Source organism: Lentisphaera araneosa HTCC2155 (assembly GCF_000170755.1).
In the GTDB taxonomy this organism is placed as follows: Bacteria; Verrucomicrobiota; Lentisphaeria; order Lentisphaerales; family Lentisphaeraceae; genus Lentisphaera; species Lentisphaera araneosa.
The window spans coordinates 33,823-58,809 of sequence record NZ_ABCK01000019.1; the positions used below are offsets into that span (position 1 = coordinate 33,823).

The following is a 24,987-nucleotide window of genomic DNA, read 5'->3' on the forward strand; positions in this document are numbered from 1 at the left end:
AAGTGTTCCAAAAAAACGCTTCATAATCATTGTTGTAAGAAACGTGCGAGCTCAGTATTTTATACAAATACTATAGGAACTCAATTCATTGATTACTCTTTGACTTTACTGCGGAGGTCCATAATAGTCTGGTCTTTACCCACGATATCCTGGCGAAGTTTTTTTAGCTCACCTTGAAGTTTCTGTATGTTTAGGGGCAAGTCGTTTACTTCTACTGTTTGAGAGATAAGGATTGTTTCTGTATCTGATTTCTTTGATTCTGATACATAGGTTTCATTCAGGTTAAGGGGAGTGTATGGAGTAACTGTTTTGATCGTTATAGCATCTGATTTAAGTCCATTACTATGAGCAGTAACTGTAATTGTTCCAGCTTCTGTACTAGCACGAACCAATGCTGTCGCAACACCGTAACTTGTTTGAGTTGGGTTTGCGTTGTTAAAACGACCTCCAATAAGTTCACCCGCTCCCACTACACTAAAGTAGACACTTTCATCGGCAAGAACTTTCTTTGTGCCATTGATGTCAACTACAGTAGCATAGACGCGAATCATATCTGATCCATCTGCGACCATATTTAGCCCTTCATCGCCAAGTGATAGTTTTAGCTGTTCACTGCGTTGAGGGTACCTTTTCTCGACACGAGTCACAAGCTTACCATTGATGAAACCTTCAGCAATTAAAACGGGGTCGATTTTGTTTTTACCGCGGCGCTTAACTTTTGTAAATTCAAAAGCATCTTTAAAAACAAAGGGAGGGTGGGGCATATGCTCATAGTTTTTTCGTTGTGGTTTTTCTGTTCCAATAAGATCCCCGCACCATGTTAGGCGGATTTCGTCGCAGTTGCTATATATAAGGATGTCCTTTGGAGAAATCTGTGTTAGCTCATTGGCAATATGTAGCATTGGACCACTTTCAATACCTGGTACTTTGTAATTTGCATCATATTGACTTTTATAGAGGTAGTATGTTGTACGAGGAATTCGAACGGCGTTGAGAAGTCCCCCCATAAATGGATCTGGATGGTAACCACGGTAGTGATCTATCCCACACCAAATAGTCCCCCCAAGGCGTACCTTACTTGTTGAATGACGATAATTGAGTGTCTTAGTCTGCTTGATTGCCGCATTTAATAATGCGGTTTCACCCCACTTCATATTAACACGGGTTGACGCATTTTGTGAATACCAGTTGTCAACTTCGCCACCATCTCCATATTCACGGTTGAAAGAGTTTACATCTTTATCATGTCCATGGTAATACATATCCAGTCCACCTTTCTTAGCTTCGTGGTGGTCCGCAACCGTGTACATACCGGGGAAAGGAAACTCTTGGTGTGCTAGCTTATGCATGGTACTCATTGCATAATCCGGCTGACGTGGGAATTCGTTGATAGCAGTTTCCCACATAAGGATGGAAGCGACATTACGATCTCGGCGAACTAAATTACGTGTGTCTTGATAGAGTCGTTCTTCGAATATTTTTTCTTTGAAGTTATAGAAATGCCAGCCTGGATTCGCAGTTGTTGTCAGCATACCTAGTTCGTCACATGCATCGTAAAATGCGGGGTCTTGTGGGTAGTGTCCAGCTCGGATTATATTGCAGCCACCTTTACGTAAGAGTTTAACATCACGCCATTGACCTGAATTGGGGAGAGCGTTACCAAGGTATTGATGGTCTTGGTGGCGATTAGCCCCGATAAGCTTTTTTCCTATCCATTTTCTATTGATAAATAAGCCTTCAGCTCCTTTCATTTCAAAGAGGCGAATACCTATTTTAGTTTTTAAACTATCGATGACTTTGTTATTAAAAATAATTTCTGTTTTTATATAATGAAGATAGGGATTGTCTGGATGCCATAAGCGGACATTATTGGCAGTGAACTGCTTAGAAAGTTGTTGTTTTTCTCCTGCTTCTAGCGTTAGAACTTGCTCTATAGAGGTAATTTTTTCATTTTCAGCAGTGACAAGGGTGTTGCGTACTAGGAGTTCTTTTTTGTGTAAACTATTGTTCTTGATCTCTGTCCTGACTTCTAATTTTGCTGTATTACCTTTAATATCAAGTGTTGCTGGGAAAACTCCAGCCCCAGCTATAGTTGTACTTATTTCAGGAAGTGTCACATGTACGTCATTTGTTTGGATAAGATATGAGTCTCGGTAGATTCCACCAAAGTATGCAAAGTCTAAGCGGTCTTGTGCTTGGCCGGGTGGGTAGAGTTTGCTGTTGGAGTTATTGGTCATTACCGCAATGGTGTTATTTTTTCCGTCGAGCGTAATGACATCTGTAATATCTGCTGCAAATGGTAAATAGCCACCAAAATGTTCTGCAACCTTTTTTCCATTAATGTAGACTTGTGCTTCACCCATTACGGATTCAAAATAGATAAAGGTACGGCCATTATTTTTTTTGACGTCAAACTTTTTACGATACCAAGCCTTGCCTTGGTAGTTGCGGCCTCCACTACCATTCTCTCCAAGAATTTCCAAACCGTGGGGTAGGTTTGCGGCTTCCCATGTGCTATCGTCAAAGTTACTTTTTTCTGCACCTTGTACATCTTTTTTGATAAAGCGCCAGCCTGGGTTAAAGTTTTCAACAGTACGTTGACTATCTTCTACTGCATAAAACCCTGCTGTAGAAAATTTTTGAGCCGCATTAATTGAAGGCTGAATAAAGGCCAAGGTAACCACGGCTAAGCTCTTCGTTATTATGATATATAATAATGATTTCGATGTCATGCGTCTGACTCCTTGTGTTTGACTTTATTTATGAGCTTGTACACTTGAATTAGAGAGATATTACAAAAAATGTTATTTTTTACTTTGATTTTTATGCCTAACTCAACACTAAGCTCAATGAAATATTTAGATGGATGAAGTAGTGATTTGTCTACGATAAGCATCAAGGTCTTAGTACAAAGGTTAATTAGCCATCGGATTTCCAACATTTTCACAGATCTATTTTATCATGTATAGCGTTTAATGAGGTAACGCGACATCCTAATTGGAGTAGTCATTCATACAGATTCTTTCTTTGTACTAGTTTTCGCCTTAAAGGTCACTTGATTTACTATTGCGGTTTGGCGGTGAATCTACTTAACTCTGATCCTACAGTTGAGCTTTTCAGCAACCATTATTTTATTTGAAATAATTATGTATATATGAGGTAGGTGTATGATATTATGAAAATCATTATGATTTTTGTAAGAATTACATTGTTCTTGTGTACTCTACTTAAAAAAGATTTTTTAATAAAAGAGGTGAATTATGAGATTAAGGAAATATCTATCAATGCTAGCGGCTCTTTTTGTTAGTTATGGTGTCGATGCAAAAAGTTTTGTTACCGATGATAAAGGCTTGCGTCGAGGGATTTCTGCAATGCATAATGATACGCCAGTTCTTTATCTAGGGGAATTAGATGGGAGTGTTTCGTGCTATACTCTTGAAGGTGAGAAGCTGTGGCGAAATGCAACAAAAAAGCCGGGTGTATTGTTTGAGATTATAGCGGTAGATGTAGATGATGATGGTAGAGAAGATCTTATATCAGCTTGTGGTAATGGATTTATAACATGCTGGAAATCTGATGGTTCCCTACTGTGGAGATTTAGCGGGGACCATAAAATACGGTTTAATGAAGTAGCTGCATTAAAACATGGTGATGAGCTAACTATCTTTGCCGGGGGTAATGATAAAGTTGTTTATGCTTTAAATAAGAATGGAAAAGTAATTCATAAGCATGCCTTTGCTGGAGCGATCCGTAAATTGGAGGTTGGTGATTTTAAGAAAGATGGCCAGCCTTTGTTGTTTGTGATGACCATGAAGCATGACAAGTTAGGCTGGTCTTCATTTGGATTTCACGATCCTAATGACTTAAAAAACAAAGTAGCGAGTTTGTCTTCTAAAAAGCGCTCTAAATATCTTGCCGGTATTATAACGGATGTTCGTGTAACAGATTTAGATGCTGACGGTCGCGATGACCTAATGATTTCTAGTAATGACTCCGCGGTAATGTGTACTCTGAATGGAGAGTTTAAAGAGATTGCCAGCTACGACGCAAGAGAGGATCAGAGCAAAGCAATAAGTCGTACTAAGCAACGCTATGCACACTCTAGTAGTATTTCGCTAGCTCCTGCTCGTGACGAAATACTGCTTCAATTTGGACGTACATTTTATTTGCTCGATTCCACAGGGGAACTTATGGGGTGGAGTGGTGATATGTCGGCTCGTTTTCCCATGGCTGATTTCTGTTATCACTCAGGCACCGGTCGTTTTTTTGGTATTGGATCAGTTGGAGGTGACAATGGTGTATATGAATTTGATCTGACAAAAGATGATTGGTGGAAAGATCACGTGCATCCCGTAGGAGTGGCTGATGAAGTCATTACAAACCTTGAAAAATTGTACAAAGAAGTGCTGGGATTTACTCCACCTACGTATCAGAAACCTGCAAAAAATCCGTGGGTTATGACATATAGCGGAGAAATACCAAAGGAAGTTGAAGAACTTAAATTTAATGAAGTTAATAGATCGATACAGTATATCTGGAGTGAAAAATATGACCGTAGTGCGATCATTAAGGTAGTTGGCGAAGAGTACGGAAATAAACGTGACAAACGTAAGCCTTATAATGATAGTCATGCTGACATTGTCAAAAAAGCAGAAGACTTTGAGAAGAACAAGACTCCGTTTACAATTTGGGCGGGACATGGCGGTGATCCATTCTTCATGAATGTTGACACCCTTGAGAAAATACTAGAGGTTGCACCCAATACCTGCAATGGCTTCGTCTATGCTGAAATGGCTGATACAAAAGATCCTCGTGTTCATTACTTTATAGATGTGTATCTGCCACGCTTGGTAGATGCTTGTCGCAAGCAAGGACGGGCTAAACTGTTTTTTCGTTATAAACAGACATTCTGGGCTACGACAGTTCACATGCATCCATGGAGTGAGATGTTCCTATCAGGAAAGTATTCCGATGTGTTACTGCCTGCGACAGAGGATACAAATTCAACAACTCAAGAGTTGAACCTAGCTGGACGCGTAGGAATGTTTGCAGGCGGGTATATTAACGATTATTGCATGCGTTTGGTTGATGACAATCCAACGGGATGGCGTCCCCTCGCCCCCGGACGTCAAAAGACTATATCTCCATTTTTACGAAGCGGTGTGATGCAAGCTGCATATGGTGCTCGTTATGGAGTGTTGTGGGGTTTTGAAGGGCATGATGGACCAGGACTTGAGCTATTGATCGCTCTGATGGGGTCGGGTGTATTACCTCGCGCTGAGGCTAAGGATATACTCTCTATTGGTTCATGGCACCTGATGAGGGATATACCGCATGATATTGAAGAGCGGGCACATGGATTGGGTCACGATATAAGCCAGTACCTGGAAGAGGACTCTGAGCGGGTTATTGCAAATTCGGAAGTCCATTGGGGCGGAGCTTCTGTTAATGAATATGATTTATCAAAGGCTATGGGGGTTGAGTATCGCTGGTTAAACTTTATGCCGGAATTACCGTACGGTATGATCCCCATTGCGCCCGCTGAATATGCTGTGAAATTACAGGAAAAAGGTGTTGAATATACAGAGAGTAATTCGCTTAATGGATTAGTGAATAATACTAAAATAGATGCCGTTGATTTTGGGGAAACGATTATCAACTCAGCTAAAGCTGGCATGAAGAAAATGCCCCTTGTGGTAAGTGGCGTAGCATGGAGTGCAATACGCATTGATGAAAGTCATATCCGCTTGATTCTGATTGATCCTGGCTATCTTGATCCACAAGAACGTATGGTGGAAATATATTTCCATAATAAACGCCCTGTAAGCGCCAAAGATATTTTGACTGGAAAGTCGATCGGAATTGAAAATAATGTTTTTGAATTGCGAATTCCAGCGGGATCAATGCGTTTTATTGACTTAGAATACTAAAGGGGAAATATAAGATAATGATGTTTAATCATATAACAAAAATAGCCGTACTTATTACGGCATTATTTAACTATGTTTTACTTGCGGATGGGAGCAATGCAATTGTAACGCCTGAGTCTGTTTGGCAGATTACCAAAAAAGTGGCTGATTGGCAAATAAATACCTTTGAGAGAATGGGAGAATATCGTGGATTACCCGCCAAACGCCACTCGTGGAATCATACAAAAAAATACCATGACCTTGAATGGCATTGTGGTGCTCTTTATGTTGGCATGTACGAATGGAGTACCATCTCCAAAGATAGTAAATATACTGACTGGTTAATGAACATAGGTAATCGTAACGGTTGGAGTCTCTACCGCAGACTTGAACACGCCGATGACCATACCGTTGGGCAATTTTACCTTAAGCTTTATGAGCAATTTGGCCAAAGCGCGATGCTGGAGCCAACACAAAAACAGTTTGATCAAATTCTCGAAAAACATTCAAGTTTGAAAAAACCTAAAAAACATTGGTATTGGAGTGATGTCTTGTTTATGGCTCCACCCGTTTGGGCGCGATTAGCAAAGGTCACAGGCGATAAGCGGTACTTGGATTTCATGGATGTGGAGTACCACAAAAGCTATGATATGCTATGGGATGTAAAGTCACAGCTATTTTGGCGAGATAAGAGTTACATAAAGAAGCGAGAAACTAATGGCGAGAAAATCTTTTGGGCAAGAGGAAATGGCTGGGTATTTGGTGGTCTTGCCTTAATGATTCCCGATCTACCTTGAGACTGGGAGGGTAGAGAATTCTATGTAACCGTATTCAAGCAGATGGCTAGTGCTTTAAAAAGAACTCAACAAAAAGACGGTACATGGTCAATGGGGATCTTAGGGGGTGTTACAGGCTACCCGGTCAAGGAAACGAGTGGCGCTTCATTTTTTATCTTCGGTTTAGCCTGGGGAATCAATCAGGGCTTACTCGATCGAGAAACCTACGAGCCAGTCATTTTAAAAGGTTGGAATGCTCTTTCTCGTTGTGTAACTGATGAGGGTATACTTGGACACGTACAGCCCGTTGGTGCAGCTCCAGGTGATTCATTTGCAGATAAGACCGAGGTCTATGGGATCGGAGCCTTTCTAGCCGCAGGGGCAGAGATGTACAAGCTACTTAGTCATTAAAAATCATGAAAATGAAATTGATATAAAAAATTAAATAAAGTAAGCGTTCAATGAAAAAATTATTTATTACAGTTATGCTGTCAGGAATGTCGATAATAGCGTCTCCTATCGAGAAAGAATTACCAAGCTTAGAGAACCCATTTACTGTGGAGTATGTACAGCAAAACCTGTCAAAAGATCATCCTCGTTTAGTCTTTACACCTCAAATAGTAGCGGATTTGAAGAAAAAAATTAAGATTGATCCAGTGTGTAAGAATATTTATGCAGCTATACGCCATAACGCGAATGATATTTTAAAGGAGCCAATCCTAGCGTATGAGATGGTTGGTCGCAGGTTAAAGACTTCAGGCCGAATGTCACGACGAATGGATATCTTAGGCGTCGTCTATCTTATAGAGAAAGACCCCGTTATTTTAAAGAGGATAGAACAAGAGCTTATTGCGGTCTGCTCGATCCCTGATTGGAATCCATCGCATTTTCTAGATGTCGCAGGTATGTCATTAGGGGTGGCAATCGCTTTAGATTGGACAGCGGGAGATCTTCCAGAATCAACTTTTGAATTTACTCAAAATGCCCTAATAAATAAAGGACTTAAAGCTGATGGGAGAGCAAAATCACGTATTGTTAGAACCACAAACAACTGGAATCAGGTTTGTAACGGTGCGATGATTGCTGCTGCGATTGCTGTTGCAGAGCAAGAGCCTGAACTCTCTGCAAGTACGATTCAACGAGCTTTGGAAGCGCTGCCACGCGCTCTTGTTCACTATGGTCCCGATGGCGTTTATCCTGAAGGTTCATCATACTGGGGATATGCCACAAGTCGATCGGTGATTACTATAGCAATGCTCGAAAGTGCTTTTGGTCGCGACTTTGGACATTATGATTTTCCAGGTTTTAAAGAAAGTGCCTATTACCAGCTGTACTCTACGGCTCCATCTGGAGGATTATTCAATTATTCAGACTGCCGAGATATACGTAAAAGTAATGGAGATTCGATTCTTGCTTGGTTTGCATCGAAAACTGGAAATAGTGTCTTTTTTGAGAAAGACCGATTTTTGAAGCCAGTTGATCAGTTGAGTAAATTGGGAACGATTGATTCAATGGCTTTGGCATGGATATCACAGTATCAAGAAAAAATAACAGAAGAACTACCAACTATTTGGTCTGGGCAGGGAGCCAACCCGATTGCTGTTTTTACCAGTGATAAGAATGATGGACATGGTTTTTATGTTGGGTGCAAAGGCGGAAAAGCAAAGATAAGTCACGGGAATATGGATGCAGGTTCCTTTGTTTTTGAACTCAATGGTGTGCGCTGGGGTATTGATATGGGATTACAGGAATATCATGATCTAGAGAAAGTTGGCTTTAATCTATGGGCCATGGACCAAAATGCTCAACGTTGGTCTTTACTGTCAAAAAATAACTTTGGACATAGTGTCTTGAGTGTGAATAATGAATTATTCGATGTAAATGGCTTCGCATCATTAGTTAAGGTGGACAACGGAGAACAACCAGAAGTGTTATTCAATACGACGGAAGTATATGGAGGAGGTGTAAAAAGAGCTACTCGCCGTTTTGTGAAAGAGGGGGCTTCATCACTTATAATCGAAGATGAAGTTGAAACATCTGACGTAACTCAAAAGCTTACGTGGCAGTTTATGACGACCAGTGACGTCGATATTGTCAAAGGTGGTGCAATTCTCCGTCAAGATAATGAGGTTCTTTACCTAAAGGATCTTTCTGATAGGGATACAAAAATAAAGGTTGTATCGCTGGATCCTCCGCCACTTCAATTAGATGAGCAGATCACTGGCCTGAAGCGCATTGAGATCACGACGACTGTCGAGCCAAGAGCAGGTCAGCAAATTAATCTACGTATAGAACTAAGTGATAAGAGAAATGATTTAGGGGGGGGACTTCCCCGAGTCTGAACCCATACATGGTGAGGCCCTTGCATTACTGAATAAACATATAATCAGAGTACTGGATTTACCTACAGAAGGTAGTCCAGGACTAAAAAAGGAGTGGAGGAAAATAATATATCTCTGAAAAACACAAAAAATGCTGAATCTGCTGAATCTGCTGAATCTGCTGAATCTGCTGAATCTGCTGAATCTGCTGAAAGGGCTCTAGTGTGTGTTGATATTTGTAAAGAGGTCAAAATTGAACCGAACCGAACTCCACGCTACCTCAGTCTAGCCCTAGAGGAGTTTGTCGACTACCTGAATGTGCAAAAGCGTCGTAGCGGAGTATCGTTAGCGTCTTCCGTATATGCTCGTCCGCCGGAAAAAAGTAACGGTCTCAAAACCACACTATTCCTAACTGTGTCTGAAGAATTTATAAACGAAGACATTGTCTTAAAAGAGCAAGTGTTTGATGGTCTGATGCTCTTTTGGGCACTACGTTGCCAAAATAATAACATAGCCTCACCAAAGAACTCAAAAATAATTATTTCTAATCATAAGAGTGTGATAGTCGCGAATGGCTCCTTCGATAAAATGAACTATAATTAATAATAGAAGCCACATTACATGTGGAGTTGTTGAATATTTCTAAAAATAAAGTTGAATGGCTATAGAGCTGATTTGCGCTACTAGCCACCGACCTTAGATAATGTTTACATCACTTCTGCGGTGAATAAAAAAGTTAATGGGAATCCTTTTTGTTGAATGCCTAAGCGAAGGTGGGTTAATTTTTAGGAGTGAAATTGTTGACGGGATGGATGACAATATAATCGTGACTGCGTGGTTCTTCTCCCACAGCAACTAATAGGGCTGAAAACTCGCCGGCATCATTTATACATACCTCTGGACGCTCAAGTCGACTGGCTTTTAATTCCTTGCCGTTTTCGAGAAGTATCGGTTCTTCTTGGGACCATACGGGAATCTTTGAGAATAGTTCATAGTGTATTCCATCTTTAGAGGTGTAATAGATGACTGGCTTTTGAAGACTTGAGTGTTGTTCTATGTCATCTAACAAAATCATTATCTACAGCAGTATGTTTGAGACAATTGGTTCATTTACATATATCAATACAGGCTTCCAGTGTTTTTCTAGATGAGGATAATCATGGAAACGATCACAGATAGGTATTAATTCATTGGAATTGTGTATGTATTACCACAATCAATACATTGATAAAGGCCAAGAGGTACAGGGCGACGGTGTTTTATAAGGATATTCATATATAGTCTTGATAGTAAGATCATATTAGGGTAAATGTCAGTAGTTGATTTTTAGATAAAATTGACTCTAGCTTATTACTGAAGATGAATATGCCCGCAAGTTAATTTTACGGGCATATTAATTACTTTGTGATTTATTCAGAGCTTAGCTTGGTTTTGCAGTAAGCAAATTCTTGCTGGCCATTTTTGTTGGCAACTAGAATTTTATAAACAAAATCATCTTGACTTAGATTTATTTTTTTAGCATCAAATGTTAAAATTAAATCGACTCCTACTTTTCGAGAGCTATGATGTTGGATGCCTTTTCCAAAATCAACATCTTTTGGCGAACCAAAATTCACAGAACTAAGATCGAGGTCATCATTGGGAGAGAAACCGCTTTCTGCATTGATTTTAATATCGATATAACCTGCTTTTGTTGACTCAAGTAACGAAATTCGTCTAGAGACACTTAGAGGAAGTACGACATTTTTTGAACTGTGCTTGTCATTTCCTTTGTCTTCTTTTTTAGAAACGTCAATAGCAGCAAAATTCAAATGAGTTGCACGACCATACTCGTCTAAACGTACTTTGACTCGTTCCCATTTGTACCATTTTTCGAGTTGACCATTTTCGTATTTCATAAAATCAGTTGTATAAGCAAAACCTGGATCTACGTGCCAGTTAACTCCATCAGGTGACCGCATATAATAGGCCTCCCGTCTTAAACAATCGTTATATATGAGGTGGAATTGTACTTCATCTTTCCAAATCACAGGATCTTCATATTTTGCAGGGAGATGATTCGGTTTGAAGTATACACTACCTCCTGTCAGTTGCTTGAACTCCTTGACTCCGTCTGAACTATGCCAAATAGTGCCATTTTTGATGACCATAAGAACACTGCCGTCATCGCATTTCGCATAAGATCTATTCCGTAAGTTTACGTTCTTGGATGCGTGAAGTGGGGTGAAGGTAGGCATGTGTGGCTTCCAAGGTCCATTTAAACTGGGCGCTTTGTACGTCCCGATATCCTCAAGCACCCCTATTAACCAAGATCCATCTTTCGCCTGATATATTTCAGGATTGTGACCTGGTCCAATCACATCAACAACCTTATAGGGCCCCAAAGGTCCATTTTCACTAACTGCGTGAACCACTTCTGAGCTTTGGTATCCAAAATGTCCTCTACGGTAGTCTTCTGGCCAACGGCAACAAAAAAGATGATTGACACCATCTTGACTTTGGACAATATTTCCACCCCAGTAGGAATAGACTTCATCTTCAATACCGTTAGTTAGATCGCGAGGTAAAACCTCAGCTGTACCCCATGCATTTACTTCAAGTTTAGCTTGAATGGGAACGGGTAGAATTAAATCTTGAAATTGAGCTCCTTTAACTAAGCCATCTGGTTTAATGTAGTTTGGTTGATAATACTCTTTAGGAATAGGAGGACGGACACGCTTTTTTTTCTTGACTTCAGATGCTTCTATGTTAATAGAAGCAAGTATTAGGCTTACTAGGCAAGATTTTGAAAAAAGACTACTCATAGTTGTATACCTGTATTTTTTTTAAAGATGTCGATATCAATGTATAATTCTTTGAAATCTATATTGACTACTCAGTGTCTAGATTAAGTGATTTTATACTTTAGTGATTATCGTGTTGTTAGGTGAGTACACGTATTATGAGTAGTTCTGACATCTTTTTAAAAAAAAGAGTACTTAAATCATAGTGATTGTAAAACTGTGTATAGAGCAAGCTTTGAGTTCGTGCCAAAGTCTGGCCTAGGGCTTATTTGAAATACAGATGGAAACTGATATTTCTTGACCTACTAAGTAGTGTTCGGTTTAAAAATCGTTGTGAATGAAATTTTCCTGTCGAGCTTGTTTTAAGATTTGGTATTCTTTTAATGGTGTGGCGGGTGTATTTAAAAGGATTTTAACATTGTACTCTTTACATAAATCACGAAACTTTTTGGTGTCATTTTCTGATGAAATGATAACTAGTTTTGGTGGCTGCGTAGTTTTGAAAATACTACCTGTATCCAACTTTATGCAAAAGCTAATATTTAAAATAACTACGGGTGTTTTATTTAGATTAAGAGATGGCGTTGTAGTATTAGAGACATTGAGGTAGTCAAGTTTATGCGTTAGTCGTTGCTTTAAATTACCTGTTAGGCTGTTTTTGAGATTCAGGTAGCGAAGCTGCGTTAAGTTTTCTAAAAAATCTAAGCGCTCAAGATTGTTGTTCATCAAGTTTAAGTAAGTAAGCTGTTTCAAGCTTTTTATAGTTAAGCTTTGAAGGACTAATGCTTGAGATAGGTTTAAACCTTTTAAGTTAAGGCCTGCAAGCGGACTTAGGTTTACTGCTCGTTTAGATTTTATGACTATATGGTCAGTTTGTTCATTGTAGGTTAGTTCGGCGTCGGGGTTTAGTTTTGAGAATTGATCTCGGATGAGTTTTTTATTTTCAATGAAGCTTTTTCCAGCATTAATTGTATTGAAAATATTACTGTGACCGAGTTGGTAATTCACTAGGGATGATTTTTGTACTTTAGACAGGAACTCTTCGAGGTCATTTTCAGCAAGTTGTTCCGTATCATTTTTTTTATGGGAAAACTCTAAAGCAATGGAGTAATACTCAGTGTTTTTTAGAATTGAAAACTCATTAACAATTTTTTGAAAGCGTTGTTGAGATAAGAGGATGGCTAGAGCCAGTGTGTTGGTGCGATAGTCTTTTGGATTAAGTGCTAGCGCAGTTTTAATTTCATTCCAAGCATCGTGATTGTTATGGTTGTAAAACTGATTTTTGGCACGGTCAAAGTAGTGTTTGACACTAGTTTTTTCTCGTTTAATTTTCTCATCTCTTTCTAAGAGAAATAGCTGTAATGACTTTTCAGCTTCGATTTCGTTTGCAATAGCTTTCTGTTCATTTTTAAGAGCAATGTTTCTACTGTGAGATAGTTTTTGGATAAAGACAAAAGTTATTGAGAGTGAGAAAATGAGTGCAATTAATATGGATATGGCTAAGCTTGTATTGCGTTTTATGAATAATAGAAGTAATCGAGCTAGGTTTGCATGTTCTGCAGTTGTAGCGTATCCATTCAAAAAAGAAACAATATCTTTTTTTAATTCTACAGTTGATTTATACCGTAGTTTTGGGTCCTGTTCCATTGCATGAGTTACGACGGCGTTAAGTGCAGGGGGGATATGTTTCTCAGGGAAAAGTTGTATTAAATTCACTTTTCTAATTGGAGATTGGAAGCTGGGCTTGATAGGGTTGATAGGGGGTGGACGATCATGTGATAATATAGAGTAGAGAATGGCACCGAGCCCATATATGTCAGCTTGTTGAGATAATTCATTTTTATCGCATAGCCATACTTCAGGGGCTATGTATCCAGGGGTTCCTTTAATGGCTCCAAACATAGTTTGAATGAGGTTTTGTCTAGTGTCTGAAGCAGATTGAAAAAGCTCCTCATCGTGGTCTCTATTTTTATCTTTAATAAATGCGATACCCCAATCAATTAAAAGGACTTCACCAAAATCACTAACCTGAATATTTTCGGGTTTAAGGTCTAGATGACAGACGCCTTGTGAGTGTGCATAGGATACAGCATCACATACCTTAGAGAATACATCCAGGAGATTACGTAAACTGTATTTTTCTCTGTATTCAGGTTCGGAGATGTGTTTCAGTATATTGGCCAGGTTCTCTCCAGAGAGCAACTTCATTGCAAAGTAAGGCTTTCCTTCCTCGTTGGTTCCTATGTCATGTATAGGGACAATATTTGGATGTTGTAGCCCCGCGGTTATCCATGCTTCTTGGATGAAATACCTTAAGTCTTTTTCGTTTGGGTTACTGCTTTTTATATAAGCTAAAGCCACTTGCCTTTGGCTTCTTTCGTCAAAGGCTCGGTAGATTTCTTTCATGCCTCCCTGGTCAATTTTTTCGTAAAGTTTATATGGGAAGTGCTTAATTGATGTTTGTTGTACCTGTTTGAGACAATAAGGGCTTTCGCTATCAGTCTCAGAATCTACTTCGTGATAGATGTTATTTAAAAAGTTATCGGGGAGCTGTGGTGTGCTTGTCATTAGTTTTACAGTAATTCAGAACTAAGTCTTTTGATTTCAGACTTTAGTTTATCTCTGGATCTTTTTAAGTATACGTGAATTGTGTTAACGGGAAGCTTAGTAGATTCGGCTATTTGATTTACCGTATTACCATTAGCGTGTAAGGAAAAAACATCTAAATATGTGCCAGGAGAATTTTTTAGAATGTTTTTCCATGCCAACTTTGCGACATAAATAGCCCATTCTTTTTCGGCGATTTTTTCGATTTCAGATGTGCAGGGCATATCATGAAACTGGTTGGGGCTTTCATCTAGTTCAGACTTGTGTTTACTTGAGTTTTGTTGATCTCTGATGTAATTTCGTGCTTGATTACGTACAACAGTGCAGAGCCATGAGCGAAACTTTCCGCTGCCTTGATTGAAATTAAATTCTGGGAGCTTGTCCCATAGTTTAATGATGATTTTTTGAGAGAGTTCTTCAGCTTCTGAAATGCTCAAGTTCATTTTTCTGAGAATCATAAAAATAAACTTTTGGTAGTAAAAGACAAAATCTTCCCAGGCTGATTCATCGTAACGGTTTTTTATTTTTTCGAGGAGTGTTACTCGAGTTTCCCATTGATCTTTATTCATATTATCTTCTCCGAGCTAGTTACTAAATATATAAGCTGTTCAATAAATAAAGCTATAAGTAGAATTTATTTTTATCTGAATTTTATAATGAGCTAAGCTTATTTAGTATAAAAATGCCTTTTTTAAAATATAAAACTTTAAAATTTGTCACATCTATGATGAAAAAGGGTACTCCTAAGAAAAACTATGAGGTACTCCGATATGAAGTATTTATTTATTATAACTTTTCTTCAACTTTATTTGATCGCCGGAGATCAGCCTAATATTATTTATATTCTGGCAGATGATTTGGGTTATGGTGATTTAGGTTGCTATGGTCAAGAAGTTATTAAGACTCCAAACTTAGATAATATGGCTGAAGAAGGTCTAAGGTTTACTCAGCATTATTCTGGGAGTACGGTATGTGCCCCTTCACGAAGCTGCCTTTTATTAGGTAGGCATACGGGTCAAACATATGTCAGAGGGAATGGGAGCACGCAAATGCGCTTAGATCCTCAGGACTTGACCTTCCCTAGAGCCTTAAAAAATGCAGGCTACCACACTGCAATGATAGGTAAATCCGGCTTAGGTTGTAATACAGACGACTCTACACTTCCTAGAGCGAAGGGCTTTGATTATTTTTTTGGGTACACTTCACACACTCAGGCTCATTGGTATTACCCCAATTACCTATGGCGTAATGAGCAGAAAGTTACTTATCCAAACAATAGTCTTCATGAAGGTGATAATTACAGCTCAGAACGAGTTATTGATGAGGCGTTGGAATATATCGATCGGCAAAAAAAAGGACCTTTCTTTTTGCATTTAGCACTACAAATTCCGCATGCAAGTTTACGGGCTAAGGAAGAGTGGAAGGCTAAATATCGACCAATCCTAAATGAACAAATTCTTCCTGTCGAGGATCACCCACATTATTCGTTTGAGCGTGAGCCCAAAACAACGTTTGCGGCCATGGTATCTTACATGGATTATAATGTTGGATTACTTCTTGAGAAGTTGAAACAATTAGGTATAGCAGAAAATACTTTGGTTATGTTTGCTAGTGATAATGGTGCTATGGAGGAAGGAGGACACCTGATTGATTCTTTTAATTCTAATGGTGAACTTCGAGGGGGTAAACGTGATTTGTATGAAGGAGGGATCCGAGTTCCAATGATTGCGTGGTGGCCTGGTAAAATTGCCGCTGGTGGACTTACTGATCATTTATCAGCATTCTGGGATATTTCTCCAACTTTAAGGGAGATTGCAAATGCAAAAGAACAGCAGGATACTGATGGTGTATCATTAGTACCAATCTTACTAGGTAAAGAGGGGCAGGAAAAACATAGTTACCTTTACTGGGAATTTTCTTTAAAAGGAGGCAAGCAAGCGATTCGAAAGGGTGATTGGAAGCTTATTTTATTAGATGTGAAAAAAGGAAATACATTCAAGGTTGAACTTTATAATATTAAAGATGATGTATCTGAAACTCAAAATTTGGCGTCTCGTTACCCTGAAAAGGTCGAGCAGTTACGTATACTAATAAAAAAGGTGCGTCGACCCTCAGAGCACATAAGCTTCAGACTTACGGATTAGTGTATAGAACCTTTTTAATGTAACGAATTATTTTTTTATAGCTGTGTCAGTTTTGTAAGTGTGGGGTGTACATCAATATAAAACTAAAGAGAATTTTGTATGAAAAAACTTTTATTGTTGTTGGTAAGTTTGACAGTAAGTGCCACTGAACAGCCTAATATTATTTTAATAATGGCGGATGATCTAGGGTGGGGCGATACAGGTTTTAATGGGCATGAAGTTATACAAACTCCACACCTCGATCAAATGGCTGCTGAAGGGGTGAAATTCAATAGGTTTTATTCAGCATCTAGTGTTTGTTCTCCGACACGTGCAAGTGTTTTGACTGGACGCAATCCATACCGGATTGGAATACCGAGAGCTAATCAAGGATTTCTGAGGCCAGAAGAAGTTACTCTACCCGAAGTTCTTAAAGATGCTGGATACCTGACTGGTCACTTTGGCAAATGGCACTTAGGAACATTAACACATGCAGAAAAAGATGGTAACAGGGGTGGGAAAGGTCGTTTAAAAGACTTCAATCCACCGAGTTCACATGGTTATGATGCAGCTTTTGTTACTGAATCCAAAGTACCGACATACGATCCGATGAAGCGACCCCTAAAGTTTCAAGAAGGAAGCTCCTTAAAGTTGGGGTGGGAGTCGCTTAAAGAAGGTGAAGAGTTCGAGTTTTTTGGGACTCATTATTGGGATATCAATGGTGATAAAGTCACCGATAACCTAGAAGGCGATGATAGTAGAGTGATTATGGATCGCGTTATTTCATTTGTAGATAAATCCTCCGATGAAAATAAGCCTTTTTTATCTGTTGTCTGGTTTCATACGCCACATTTACCTTGCGTAGCAGGTCCTGAGTATCATGAAATGTATAAAGAACATCCAATCCACTTTCGTAATTATGCCGGATGTATAACGGCAATGGATAAACAGGTGGGTCGCCTGCGAAGACATTTAAAATCAAAAGAGCTTGAGGAAAATACAATGATTTGGTTTTGTTCTGATAATGGACCTGAGCATAAAGCTCGTCCGGACAATGGAAGTGCGGGGCACTTTAGAGGACGTAAACGAGACCTTTATGAAGGAGGGGTGCGAGTTCCTGGACTTATGGTTTGGCCAGCAAAAGTTAAATCACCCAAAGAAGTTAATCTACCTTGCGTGACTTCTGATTATCTTCCAACGATTTTGGATGCTCTAAAAATAGAACACCCGCAACCCACTTTTGAAATAGATGGCAGATCATTGATGCCTCTTATAGAAGGGGATATAAAGCAAAGAAATAAATCTATAGGGCTAATGTTTGGCGGTCGGATTGCTTGGCATAGAGGCCCTTATAAATTAATTTCTAATAATGGCGGAAAGCAATATAAATTATACAATATTGAAGATGACCCTACGGAGAAAAATGACATCTCCTTATCGTATCCAGAATTAGTGAGCGAGTTAAAAAAGGAACTAAGAGAATGGCATGAATCGGTTAAGAGTAGTTTTGAAGGTAAGGAATATGGCGATGAATCGCTGTTAAAAAGTCGTTTAAAATGGTCATCCCCTCTGTCAGTAAAAAAAAGTAACTAAGGAGTTTAAAGATGAGACTAATTATATCTGTCATTATTTTTTCGACATTTTTTAATTTAAAGGCACAAAATATTTTAGAGAAACCAAATATTATTTTTGTTTTATTAGACGACTTAGGAAAAGAATGGATAAGTTGTTATGGTGGCGAAAATATTGAAACTCCTCGTATAGATAAGTTAGCCGCCGAAGGCTTGATGTTTGAAAATGCCTACTCTATGCCTCAGTGTACACCTAGTCGAGTTGCATTAATAACTGGTCAGTACCCTTTTAGAAATGGTTGGGTAAATCACTTTGATGTACCTCGTTGGGGGGTGGGTTATTTTGATTGGGATAACAACCCCTCTATTGCGAAAACTTTAAAGTCTGCGGGATATAAAACTGCCGTTGCAGGTAAATGGCAAATCAATGACTTTCGACTTCAACCGGATGCTATGGTTAAACATGGCTTTGATGAATATTGCATGTGGACTGGTGCTGAATCAGCAAAAGATAAATCTCATACATTTAAAAGCTCAAAACGTTATTGGAATCCTTATATTCACACAAAAAAGGGTACGATGGTTTATAAAGATAAATTTGGACCAGATGTTTTTAATGAATTTGTTTTAAATTTCATTACAGAAAATAAAGAAAATCCGTTTTTTATTTATTATCCCATGGTGTTACCGCACTCACCATTTGTAAACACTCCCTTAGAGTTAGGTGTTAAAGATAAGTATAGCAAGCATAAAGCTATGGTTAAGTATATAGACCATCTTACCGGGAAATTAATTGATCACCTAACTAACTTAGGGCTTAGAGAAAACACTATCGTGGTTTGGACAAGTGATAACGGTACGTCAACTAAAATAAATAATACACGCCATGGAAAACTTGTTAAAGGTGGGAAAATGCAGACAACTGAAAACGGTGTAAATACACCATTTATAGTCAGTTGCCCTAGTTTAATTCCCCAAGGTAAGACAACAGACGCATTAGTCGATTTTACAGATATGCATCAGACCTTCGCAGATTTTGCCGGAGTCACACCAGATCAATCTTATGTTTATGATGGTCTATCAGCTAAGGAGGTTTTTCTAAATACTACGAAGGGAACAAGAACTTGGGTAATGGCAATGGGCTCAGAACCAGGAGTCTTTACCCATAAAGGTATAGAAAATAAGTTCTATTTTCGCGATAGGGTTTTACGGAATGAACGTTATAAGATTTTCATTGATTCAAATCGTGAAGTGGTAAAATTAATTGATCTGAAGAATGATCCTGAAGAGAAGCTTAACCTCATAGATAATCCAGAATATAAATCAATTTTACAGGATTTAAGTGAAAAGATTGATGTGTTTCCCGAATATGATCAAGATCCTAAATATACTGTGCGCAAACCCAACCCATGGGATAGAAAAGCTACCCGTCCATCCAAAGTCCATAAAAAGGGCTATCCAAATACAGCAAAATCTAATAGATCTCAAAAGTGATTTTAAGGTACTTATCTTATATCTATATGCTGAGCCACGTTGTTGTTTTAGCTAACCCTCAAAAACCAAATATCGTTTTTATACTAAGTGATGATCATGCTTTGGAGGCAATTTCTGCGTATGGCTCATGGTTAAAAGATCATGCAAAAACGCCAAATATAGATAGGATTTCAAAGTCAGGTATGACGTTCCATAATATGTGCGTAAATAATTCTATATGTAGCCCTAGTCGTGCGAGTATATTAACAGGTCAGTATAATCATACGAACGGAGTGATGAAGTTACATGGTAAAATAAAGGCAGGTTCACCATGGCTACCCAAGGAGTTACAAGCTTTCGGTTACCAAAACTATTTAGTTGGAAAATGGCATTTAGACTCCTTGCCAGAAGGCTTTGAGAAATTTAAAATAGTAGATGACCAAGGAGAGTATTTTAATCCTTCGTTTTTAGATGAACAAAACCAAACTGTAAAAACGGCTGGTTATAGTACTGATGTATATACAGATCAAGCCCTGGAATGGTTAAGCAAACATAAGAGCGCAGATCCGTTCATGTTAATGCTGAATTTTAAAGCACCTCATTACCCCTACGACTATCCGGAACGCTACGAATCTTTATTAGAAAATTCGCAGATACCCGAACCGCTTAATTTATATGAAGACCTTACTAAAAGTAGTCCAATGCTTAAAAATCGCTGTTTTGGGCAAATGGCCAAAGCACGTTCCTATTTTAGAAGGCAGTATAAATCTACAACACCTGAAATGAGTAAAGATGGAGTCGATACTTGGACAGGTCAGGTGAGTGCCGCCTACCAACACATGAGTAAAAAATACATTAGATGTATAACTGCAGTTGATGAAAATGTCGGCCGTGTTCTCGATTATTTAGAACATAATAATCTGAATGATAACACGATTGTTATTTATGGTTCAGATCAGGGCTATTGGCTAGGTCAACATGGCTTATATGATAAGAGATTAATACTAGACCAATCAATTAAAATGCCCTTCATTATTTCCTACCCAAAGCTGATTAAAAATAATAAGAATTTTGAATTGTGTTCAAATATTGATATAGCTCCAACTTTGTTAGACTTAGTAGGAGCCACCCCTCCATCTGAAATGGAGGGAGTAAGTATGCTTCCTTTGTTAAAGGGAGAAGAAGTAAATGATTGGCGCCAAGCTATTTGGTATAACTATACATCAAATCCTAATCATTACGGAATAAAAACTAAAGAGTACACATATGTGAAATTTCATGAGTCTATGGATTTTGAATTTTATGATAACCTGAAAGATCCATGGCAGAATAAAAGTGAGCACAAAAATCCTGATTATGCTGCAAAGATAGCGTCGGCAGAAGTTGTTCTTCAGCGAAAACTTAAAGAGCTACAATTAACTGAGTCAGGTGTAAAAAAAATGGGTATAAAGAAAAATAGAAAAAGGAACAAACAATGAAGTTTTTAGTGATATTATTTAGCTTTTCAATTAGTCTTATTGCATCAGAAAAGCCCAATATAGTTTTTATATTTGCAGATGATATGAGTATAGATGCCACTGGTTTACATGGGATTTATAATTGTAAAACACCAAATTTAGATAAGCTAGCAAAAAGTGGCGTAAGTTTTACTAGAGCCTATAATATGGGAGCTTGGAGTGGAGCCGTTTGTGCTGCGAGCCGCGCCATGTTGAACTCAGGTACATTTGTTAACCATGCAAAAGTAGCAATCAAGAAGAAGCCTCATTGGTCAGAGTATATGAAACAAGCGGGCTATGAAACATATATGACAGGGAAATGGCACGTACCAGGCGCACCTAGATTTGATGTCGTTAAAGATGAGCGAGGAGGGATGCCAAATGGCTCAGGTTATAACCGACCTAAAAGTTTAGATGATTATAAGAATGGCTGGAAGCCTTGGGATAAATCACGCGGTGGTTTTTGGGAAGGGGGTACTCACTGGTCGGAAGTAGTAGCGAATAATAGTATTGACTTTATAGAGCGTGCCAAAAATGTTAATAAACCATTTTTCATGTACATCGCCTTCAATGCAACTCATGATCCTCGTCAAGCTCCGAAGGAATTTATAGATATGTACCCTTTAGAAGATATGGATGTACCTAAAAACTTCTTGGCAAACTATCCATATGATACAGAAATAGGCTGTGATCCTAAAAGGTTGAGAGATGAAAGGCTTATGCCCACACCGAGAACTGATTTTGCAGTTAAAGTACATCGCCAAGAATACTTTGCTTTGGCGACGCATATGGATCAGCAAATAGGTCGTATCTTAAAGGCTATAGAGCTAAGTGGTAAGGCTGATAATACCTATATTATCTTTACCGCGGATCATGGACTTGCTGTCGGGAATCATGGTTTAGTGGGGAAGCAAAGTATGTATGAGCATAGTATGCGTGTGCCCTTTTTTATAGCAGGACCTAAAATGAAAAAAGGCAGCGTATTTGAGACTCCGATTTATCTTCAAGATATTATGCCTACAACACTCGAGTTAGCTGGTGTTGAAAAACCAGAATATGTCGACTTTAAAAGTCTTATGGGACTTATTAGAGGCGATAGAAAAACGCAGTATGATTTAATTTATGGGAAATATATTGACTTTCAAAGAATGGTTCTAGATGGCGATTACAAATTAATTTTCTATCCTAAAATCAATGTTTATAGGCTTTTTAATATTAAAAAAGATCGACTTGAAATGAATGATTTAATAATGAATCCTGAGTATAAAGAAAAAACTAAAATCTTAAAGGAAAAACTTGAGCAATTAATGCAGGAAATGGGAGATGACAATTAGTACTTGAATAAAAATTGGTGATGACGATTAATGTAATTGGAGAATTATAAGATGAAAGAAGTTACAACTAAATATAATTTGATAATGACAGCTGCAGTCATTTTATATTATTTACTTTTGAGCCCATTAGGTAATGCGGAAACACCAATGCTTTTAATCGAGGAATGGTATCCTAATGATGAAGTGAAGGCGTTTATGATTGCTTTGAGATGCTTTATGATTGCGGTTGTTTTATCAATGTTTATAATTCACTCTCTATGGAACAGGCTAATTGTTAGTTTAACGGATTGTAGAGAAATTGATCTGGCAGAATCTTATGCACTAATGCTCTTATTTAATGTCCTTATAGGCGGAAGCCATTTTTAAATTATAGCGTAAATGTTCACTAACTTTATTTGGAGTTGAAAGCTGTAAAATTACTTGTTGTTTTGAATGCGGTAGCCGATATCTCAGTCTGGAGATGGAGAATTATATCTGATTATATATAATCCAATTATATTTTAGCGTTGCTGGATTGATAAACTTTCAATAATATAACATAAATATAATACTTTGAGGTTGAATTCGTGGATTACATGTGTAGTCTATAGGACTACAACTGTAATCCAAGGAGTTAATGTGAGTATTTCAAATTCAGAAACTGTTGTCATGCAGGTAATCTGGTCGTCAAATTGTGAACTGTCATCAAAAGAAATTGTCTTACTTTTGTCTGATAAGGTAGATTGGAGCCCTAAGACAATACGAACATTACTTGGTCGCTTAGTAAAAAAAGATTTTTTGGGTGTTGTTAAAAAGGCGAGTTCATATAGTTATTTTGCTAAGGTCAGTGAAGATGAATTTTTAGCTGATTTAAGTCACGGTATCTTAGATAAGTTTTTTGGTGGTGCATTGAAACCAATGCTAGTGCATTTTGCGGATAGCAAACGAATATCGAAGACTGAAGCCGATTTGCTGCGTAAGATATTAGATGAAGACGATCGAATATGAACTACATATTCGAGTCGTTTGTACAAGGGACTATCTTACTGTTTTTAGTTACTATGGTCCTGTTGTTGATGAACCAGTATTTAAATAGTTCTGCTAAGTTATTGTTACATAAGTTAGTATACCTTAGGTTTCTGCTTCCTGGCTTATATTTAGGATATTTAGTTGTTGGTTATTGGCCTAGTAACTATTCGGTGATAGATAAAAATGTGGTTGTAAAAGAGATTTTTACAAAAGGTACAAAGCATGTGCCGTATTCAAAAAAATCCACTGAAAAACCCACTGAAAAACCCACTGAAAAACCCTCGTTATCACCTTCCTTTACTCTATTAGATTTTTTATTTAACTTTTGGTTATGTGGTTTTATTGTCGTAGCATTAGGGGTGTATTTTTTGAATTTTAAGCAAAAAAAAAGGTTACGCCTTCGTACGCCCATTACAGACAGCAATATCCTTTCTTTATTTGAAGAATGTAAATTGAAGGTGAATTATTCACATAAAGTTTCAGTAAGTCAAACTAAGTATGTGCCAAGTCCATCTCTTTATGGCTTGCTTAGACCAGAAGTAATCATGCCGGTTAATCTCTTGGAAATTTTAAATGAAGAAGAATTGAAGCATGTGTTTTTACACGAATTAGTTCACCTAAAAAAAAGAGATAATTGGTGGAGTTATATATACTTATTGACTCTAGTTCTTAATTGGTACAATCCATTTTTGTGGTTTTTTAAATTTAAGACAGAAGAGTTGGTAGAGGGGCGCTGCGATGCTTGTGTCACTGGAATCCTCGGTTCTTTCAAAGCTTATGGAGCCACCTTAATTAAGGTCTTAGAAAACCTAAATACAAAGAAGCTTTATCTGGATCAAGGCTTGATTCAGTTAATAGGAAACAAAAACATAATAATAAGGAGAATGAAAATGATTAAGAAAAAAACGAATAGGTTTAATTTACCTTTAGCAATTGCTCTTGGTGCGACTTTAACATGTACTGCAGCAGAAACCTCAGCCCGTACAGAGAGCTTTCCACTTGTGAAAAAAGTCACAGAATACTTTGCTCCGTCTGACGAGAAAGAATCGCCTACAACTCCAGTAGAGGAGTTTATTATGACTGTTGATATGTCAGTCGGAGTAGAAGTTGTGTTCACAGCTCGACCTCTTACTATTAAAGAGGGGTATCAAAATGACCTTGGGATTTATCGAGAGAGGAAAATTCCTGTGAGTTGGACGCGTAAGAAAGGGTTGCCCATGCCAAAATTTGGAGATCCGATTGAATTTGGTTATATATTAAATTATACACTTAAATCTTTAGAGAACGGAGATGTTCATATCAGTGGAAAGTTAATAAACCGGGAAGTACTCAGTGGCGATTTGGGTTTAGTTCGTACATCAGGAGAAACTATTTCTACTCCAATACAAATCAATGAAGTTGTATTCTCATCAGTACTGAAAAGAGGACTCACTAACAAAGTCACATTAAACTGTGGAGGAGAAACGGCAACAATAAATTTTGCCGTGAATTGATGTAAGAATAGTTACAACTTCTGTAGTGTGAATACAGAAGTTGTATTTAATTGATTAGCCTTTTTAAGAAAAGGTGAACTTGGAGACTTTATG

The 24,987-nt window shown here is 38.1% G+C and carries 16 protein-coding genes and 1 pseudogene; 12 read left to right on the forward strand and 5 right to left on the reverse strand.

Features of this window, described 5'->3' with window-relative positions:
* Positions 1–92: 92 nt before the first annotated feature.
* On the reverse strand, positions 93–2,732 hold the full coding sequence (locus tag LNTAR_RS17280; RefSeq protein WP_007280035.1) for a glycoside hydrolase family 2 protein: 2,640 nt from the start codon (positions 2,730–2,732) through the stop codon (positions 93–95).
* Positions 2,733–3,260: 528 nt separating this feature from the next.
* Between LNTAR_RS17280 and LNTAR_RS17290 the strand changes: the two genes are divergently transcribed.
* The 4 genes and pseudogenes from LNTAR_RS17290 to LNTAR_RS27770 all read left to right on the forward strand — a co-directional run bounded on the left by LNTAR_RS17290 (position 3,261) and on the right by LNTAR_RS27770 (position 9,609).
* Positions 3,261–5,930 (forward strand): hypothetical protein, encoded by a 2,670-nt coding sequence (locus LNTAR_RS17290; protein WP_157473651.1) that lies wholly within the window; start codon positions 3,261–3,263, stop codon positions 5,928–5,930.
* Between the two features lie 20 nt (positions 5,931–5,950).
* Positions 5,951–7,096: pseudogene (locus tag LNTAR_RS28005) on the forward strand (glycoside hydrolase family 88/105 protein).
* A 50-nt stretch (positions 7,097–7,146) separates the two neighbouring features.
* Positions 7,147–9,027 (forward strand): heparinase II/III domain-containing protein, encoded by a 1,881-nt coding sequence (locus tag LNTAR_RS17300; RefSeq protein WP_007280040.1) that lies wholly within the window; start codon positions 7,147–7,149, stop codon positions 9,025–9,027.
* A 93-nt stretch (positions 9,028–9,120) separates the two neighbouring features.
* Positions 9,121–9,609 carry a hypothetical protein gene (locus tag LNTAR_RS27770; RefSeq protein ID WP_007280041.1) on the forward strand — a complete coding sequence of 163 codons (489 nt, stop codon included), beginning with the start codon at positions 9,121–9,123 and terminating at the stop codon, positions 9,607–9,609.
* Between the two features lie 175 nt (positions 9,610–9,784).
* Here LNTAR_RS27770 and LNTAR_RS17310 read toward each other — a convergent pair whose 3' ends face one another.
* The 4 genes from LNTAR_RS17310 to LNTAR_RS17325 form a co-directional block, all read right to left on the reverse strand.
* Entirely contained in the window at positions 9,785–10,081 is a 297-nt protein-coding gene (locus LNTAR_RS17310; protein WP_007280042.1) for a hypothetical protein, read from the reverse strand.
* Between the two features lie 334 nt (positions 10,082–10,415).
* On the reverse strand, positions 10,416–11,810 hold the full coding sequence (locus tag LNTAR_RS17315; protein ID WP_007280043.1) for a glycoside hydrolase family protein: 1,395 nt from the start codon (positions 11,808–11,810) through the stop codon (positions 10,416–10,418).
* A 300-nt stretch (positions 11,811–12,110) separates the two neighbouring features.
* The gene (locus tag LNTAR_RS17320) at positions 12,111–14,357 is read right to left on the reverse strand and encodes a protein kinase domain-containing protein (protein WP_007280044.1); all 2,247 of its coding nucleotides are present in this window, start codon (positions 14,355–14,357) and stop codon (positions 12,111–12,113) included.
* Positions 14,358–14,362: 5 nt separating this feature from the next.
* Positions 14,363–14,965, reverse strand: coding sequence for an RNA polymerase sigma factor (locus LNTAR_RS17325; RefSeq protein ID WP_007280045.1), 603 nt, complete (start codon positions 14,963–14,965; stop codon positions 14,363–14,365).
* A 201-nt stretch (positions 14,966–15,166) separates the two neighbouring features.
* Here LNTAR_RS17325 and LNTAR_RS17330 point away from each other — a divergent pair, with 201 nt between their 5' ends.
* The 8 genes from LNTAR_RS17330 (at position 15,167) to LNTAR_RS17365 (ending at position 24,894) form a co-directional block, all read left to right on the forward strand.
* Complete coding sequence (locus LNTAR_RS17330; RefSeq protein ID WP_007280046.1) at positions 15,167–16,540, forward strand: arylsulfatase; 1,374 nt, start codon at positions 15,167–15,169, stop codon at positions 16,538–16,540.
* 99 nt (positions 16,541–16,639) lie between these two features.
* A complete protein-coding gene (locus LNTAR_RS17335; RefSeq protein ID WP_007280047.1) occupies positions 16,640–18,112 on the forward strand; it encodes a sulfatase family protein in 1,473 nt (490 codons plus the stop codon).
* Positions 18,113–18,123: 11 nt separating this feature from the next.
* Positions 18,124–19,584, forward strand: coding sequence for a sulfatase family protein (locus tag LNTAR_RS17340; RefSeq protein ID WP_007280048.1), 1,461 nt, complete (start codon positions 18,124–18,126; stop codon positions 19,582–19,584).
* The gene (locus tag LNTAR_RS17345; RefSeq protein WP_157473653.1) at positions 19,581–21,041 is read left to right on the forward strand and encodes a sulfatase family protein; all 1,461 of its coding nucleotides are present in this window, start codon (positions 19,581–19,583) and stop codon (positions 21,039–21,041) included. Before LNTAR_RS17340 ends, LNTAR_RS17345 begins: the two co-directional genes overlap by 4 nt.
* Entirely contained in the window at positions 21,038–22,393 is a 1,356-nt protein-coding gene (locus tag LNTAR_RS17350; RefSeq protein ID WP_007280050.1) for a sulfatase family protein, read from the forward strand. Before LNTAR_RS17345 ends, LNTAR_RS17350 begins: the two co-directional genes overlap by 4 nt.
* A 51-nt stretch (positions 22,394–22,444) precedes the next feature.
* Complete coding sequence (locus tag LNTAR_RS17355) at positions 22,445–22,759, forward strand: hypothetical protein (protein WP_007280051.1); 315 nt, start codon at positions 22,445–22,447, stop codon at positions 22,757–22,759.
* Positions 22,760–23,011: 252 nt separating this feature from the next.
* Positions 23,012–23,380 carry a BlaI/MecI/CopY family transcriptional regulator gene (locus tag LNTAR_RS17360; protein ID WP_007280052.1) on the forward strand — a complete coding sequence of 123 codons (369 nt, stop codon included), beginning with the start codon at positions 23,012–23,014 and terminating at the stop codon, positions 23,378–23,380.
* Positions 23,377–24,894: a M56 family metallopeptidase gene (locus LNTAR_RS17365; protein ID WP_007280053.1), complete on the forward strand. Its 1,518-nt coding sequence runs from the start codon at positions 23,377–23,379 to the stop codon at positions 24,892–24,894. Before LNTAR_RS17360 ends, LNTAR_RS17365 begins: the two co-directional genes overlap by 4 nt.
* Positions 24,895–24,987 lie beyond the last annotated feature (93 nt).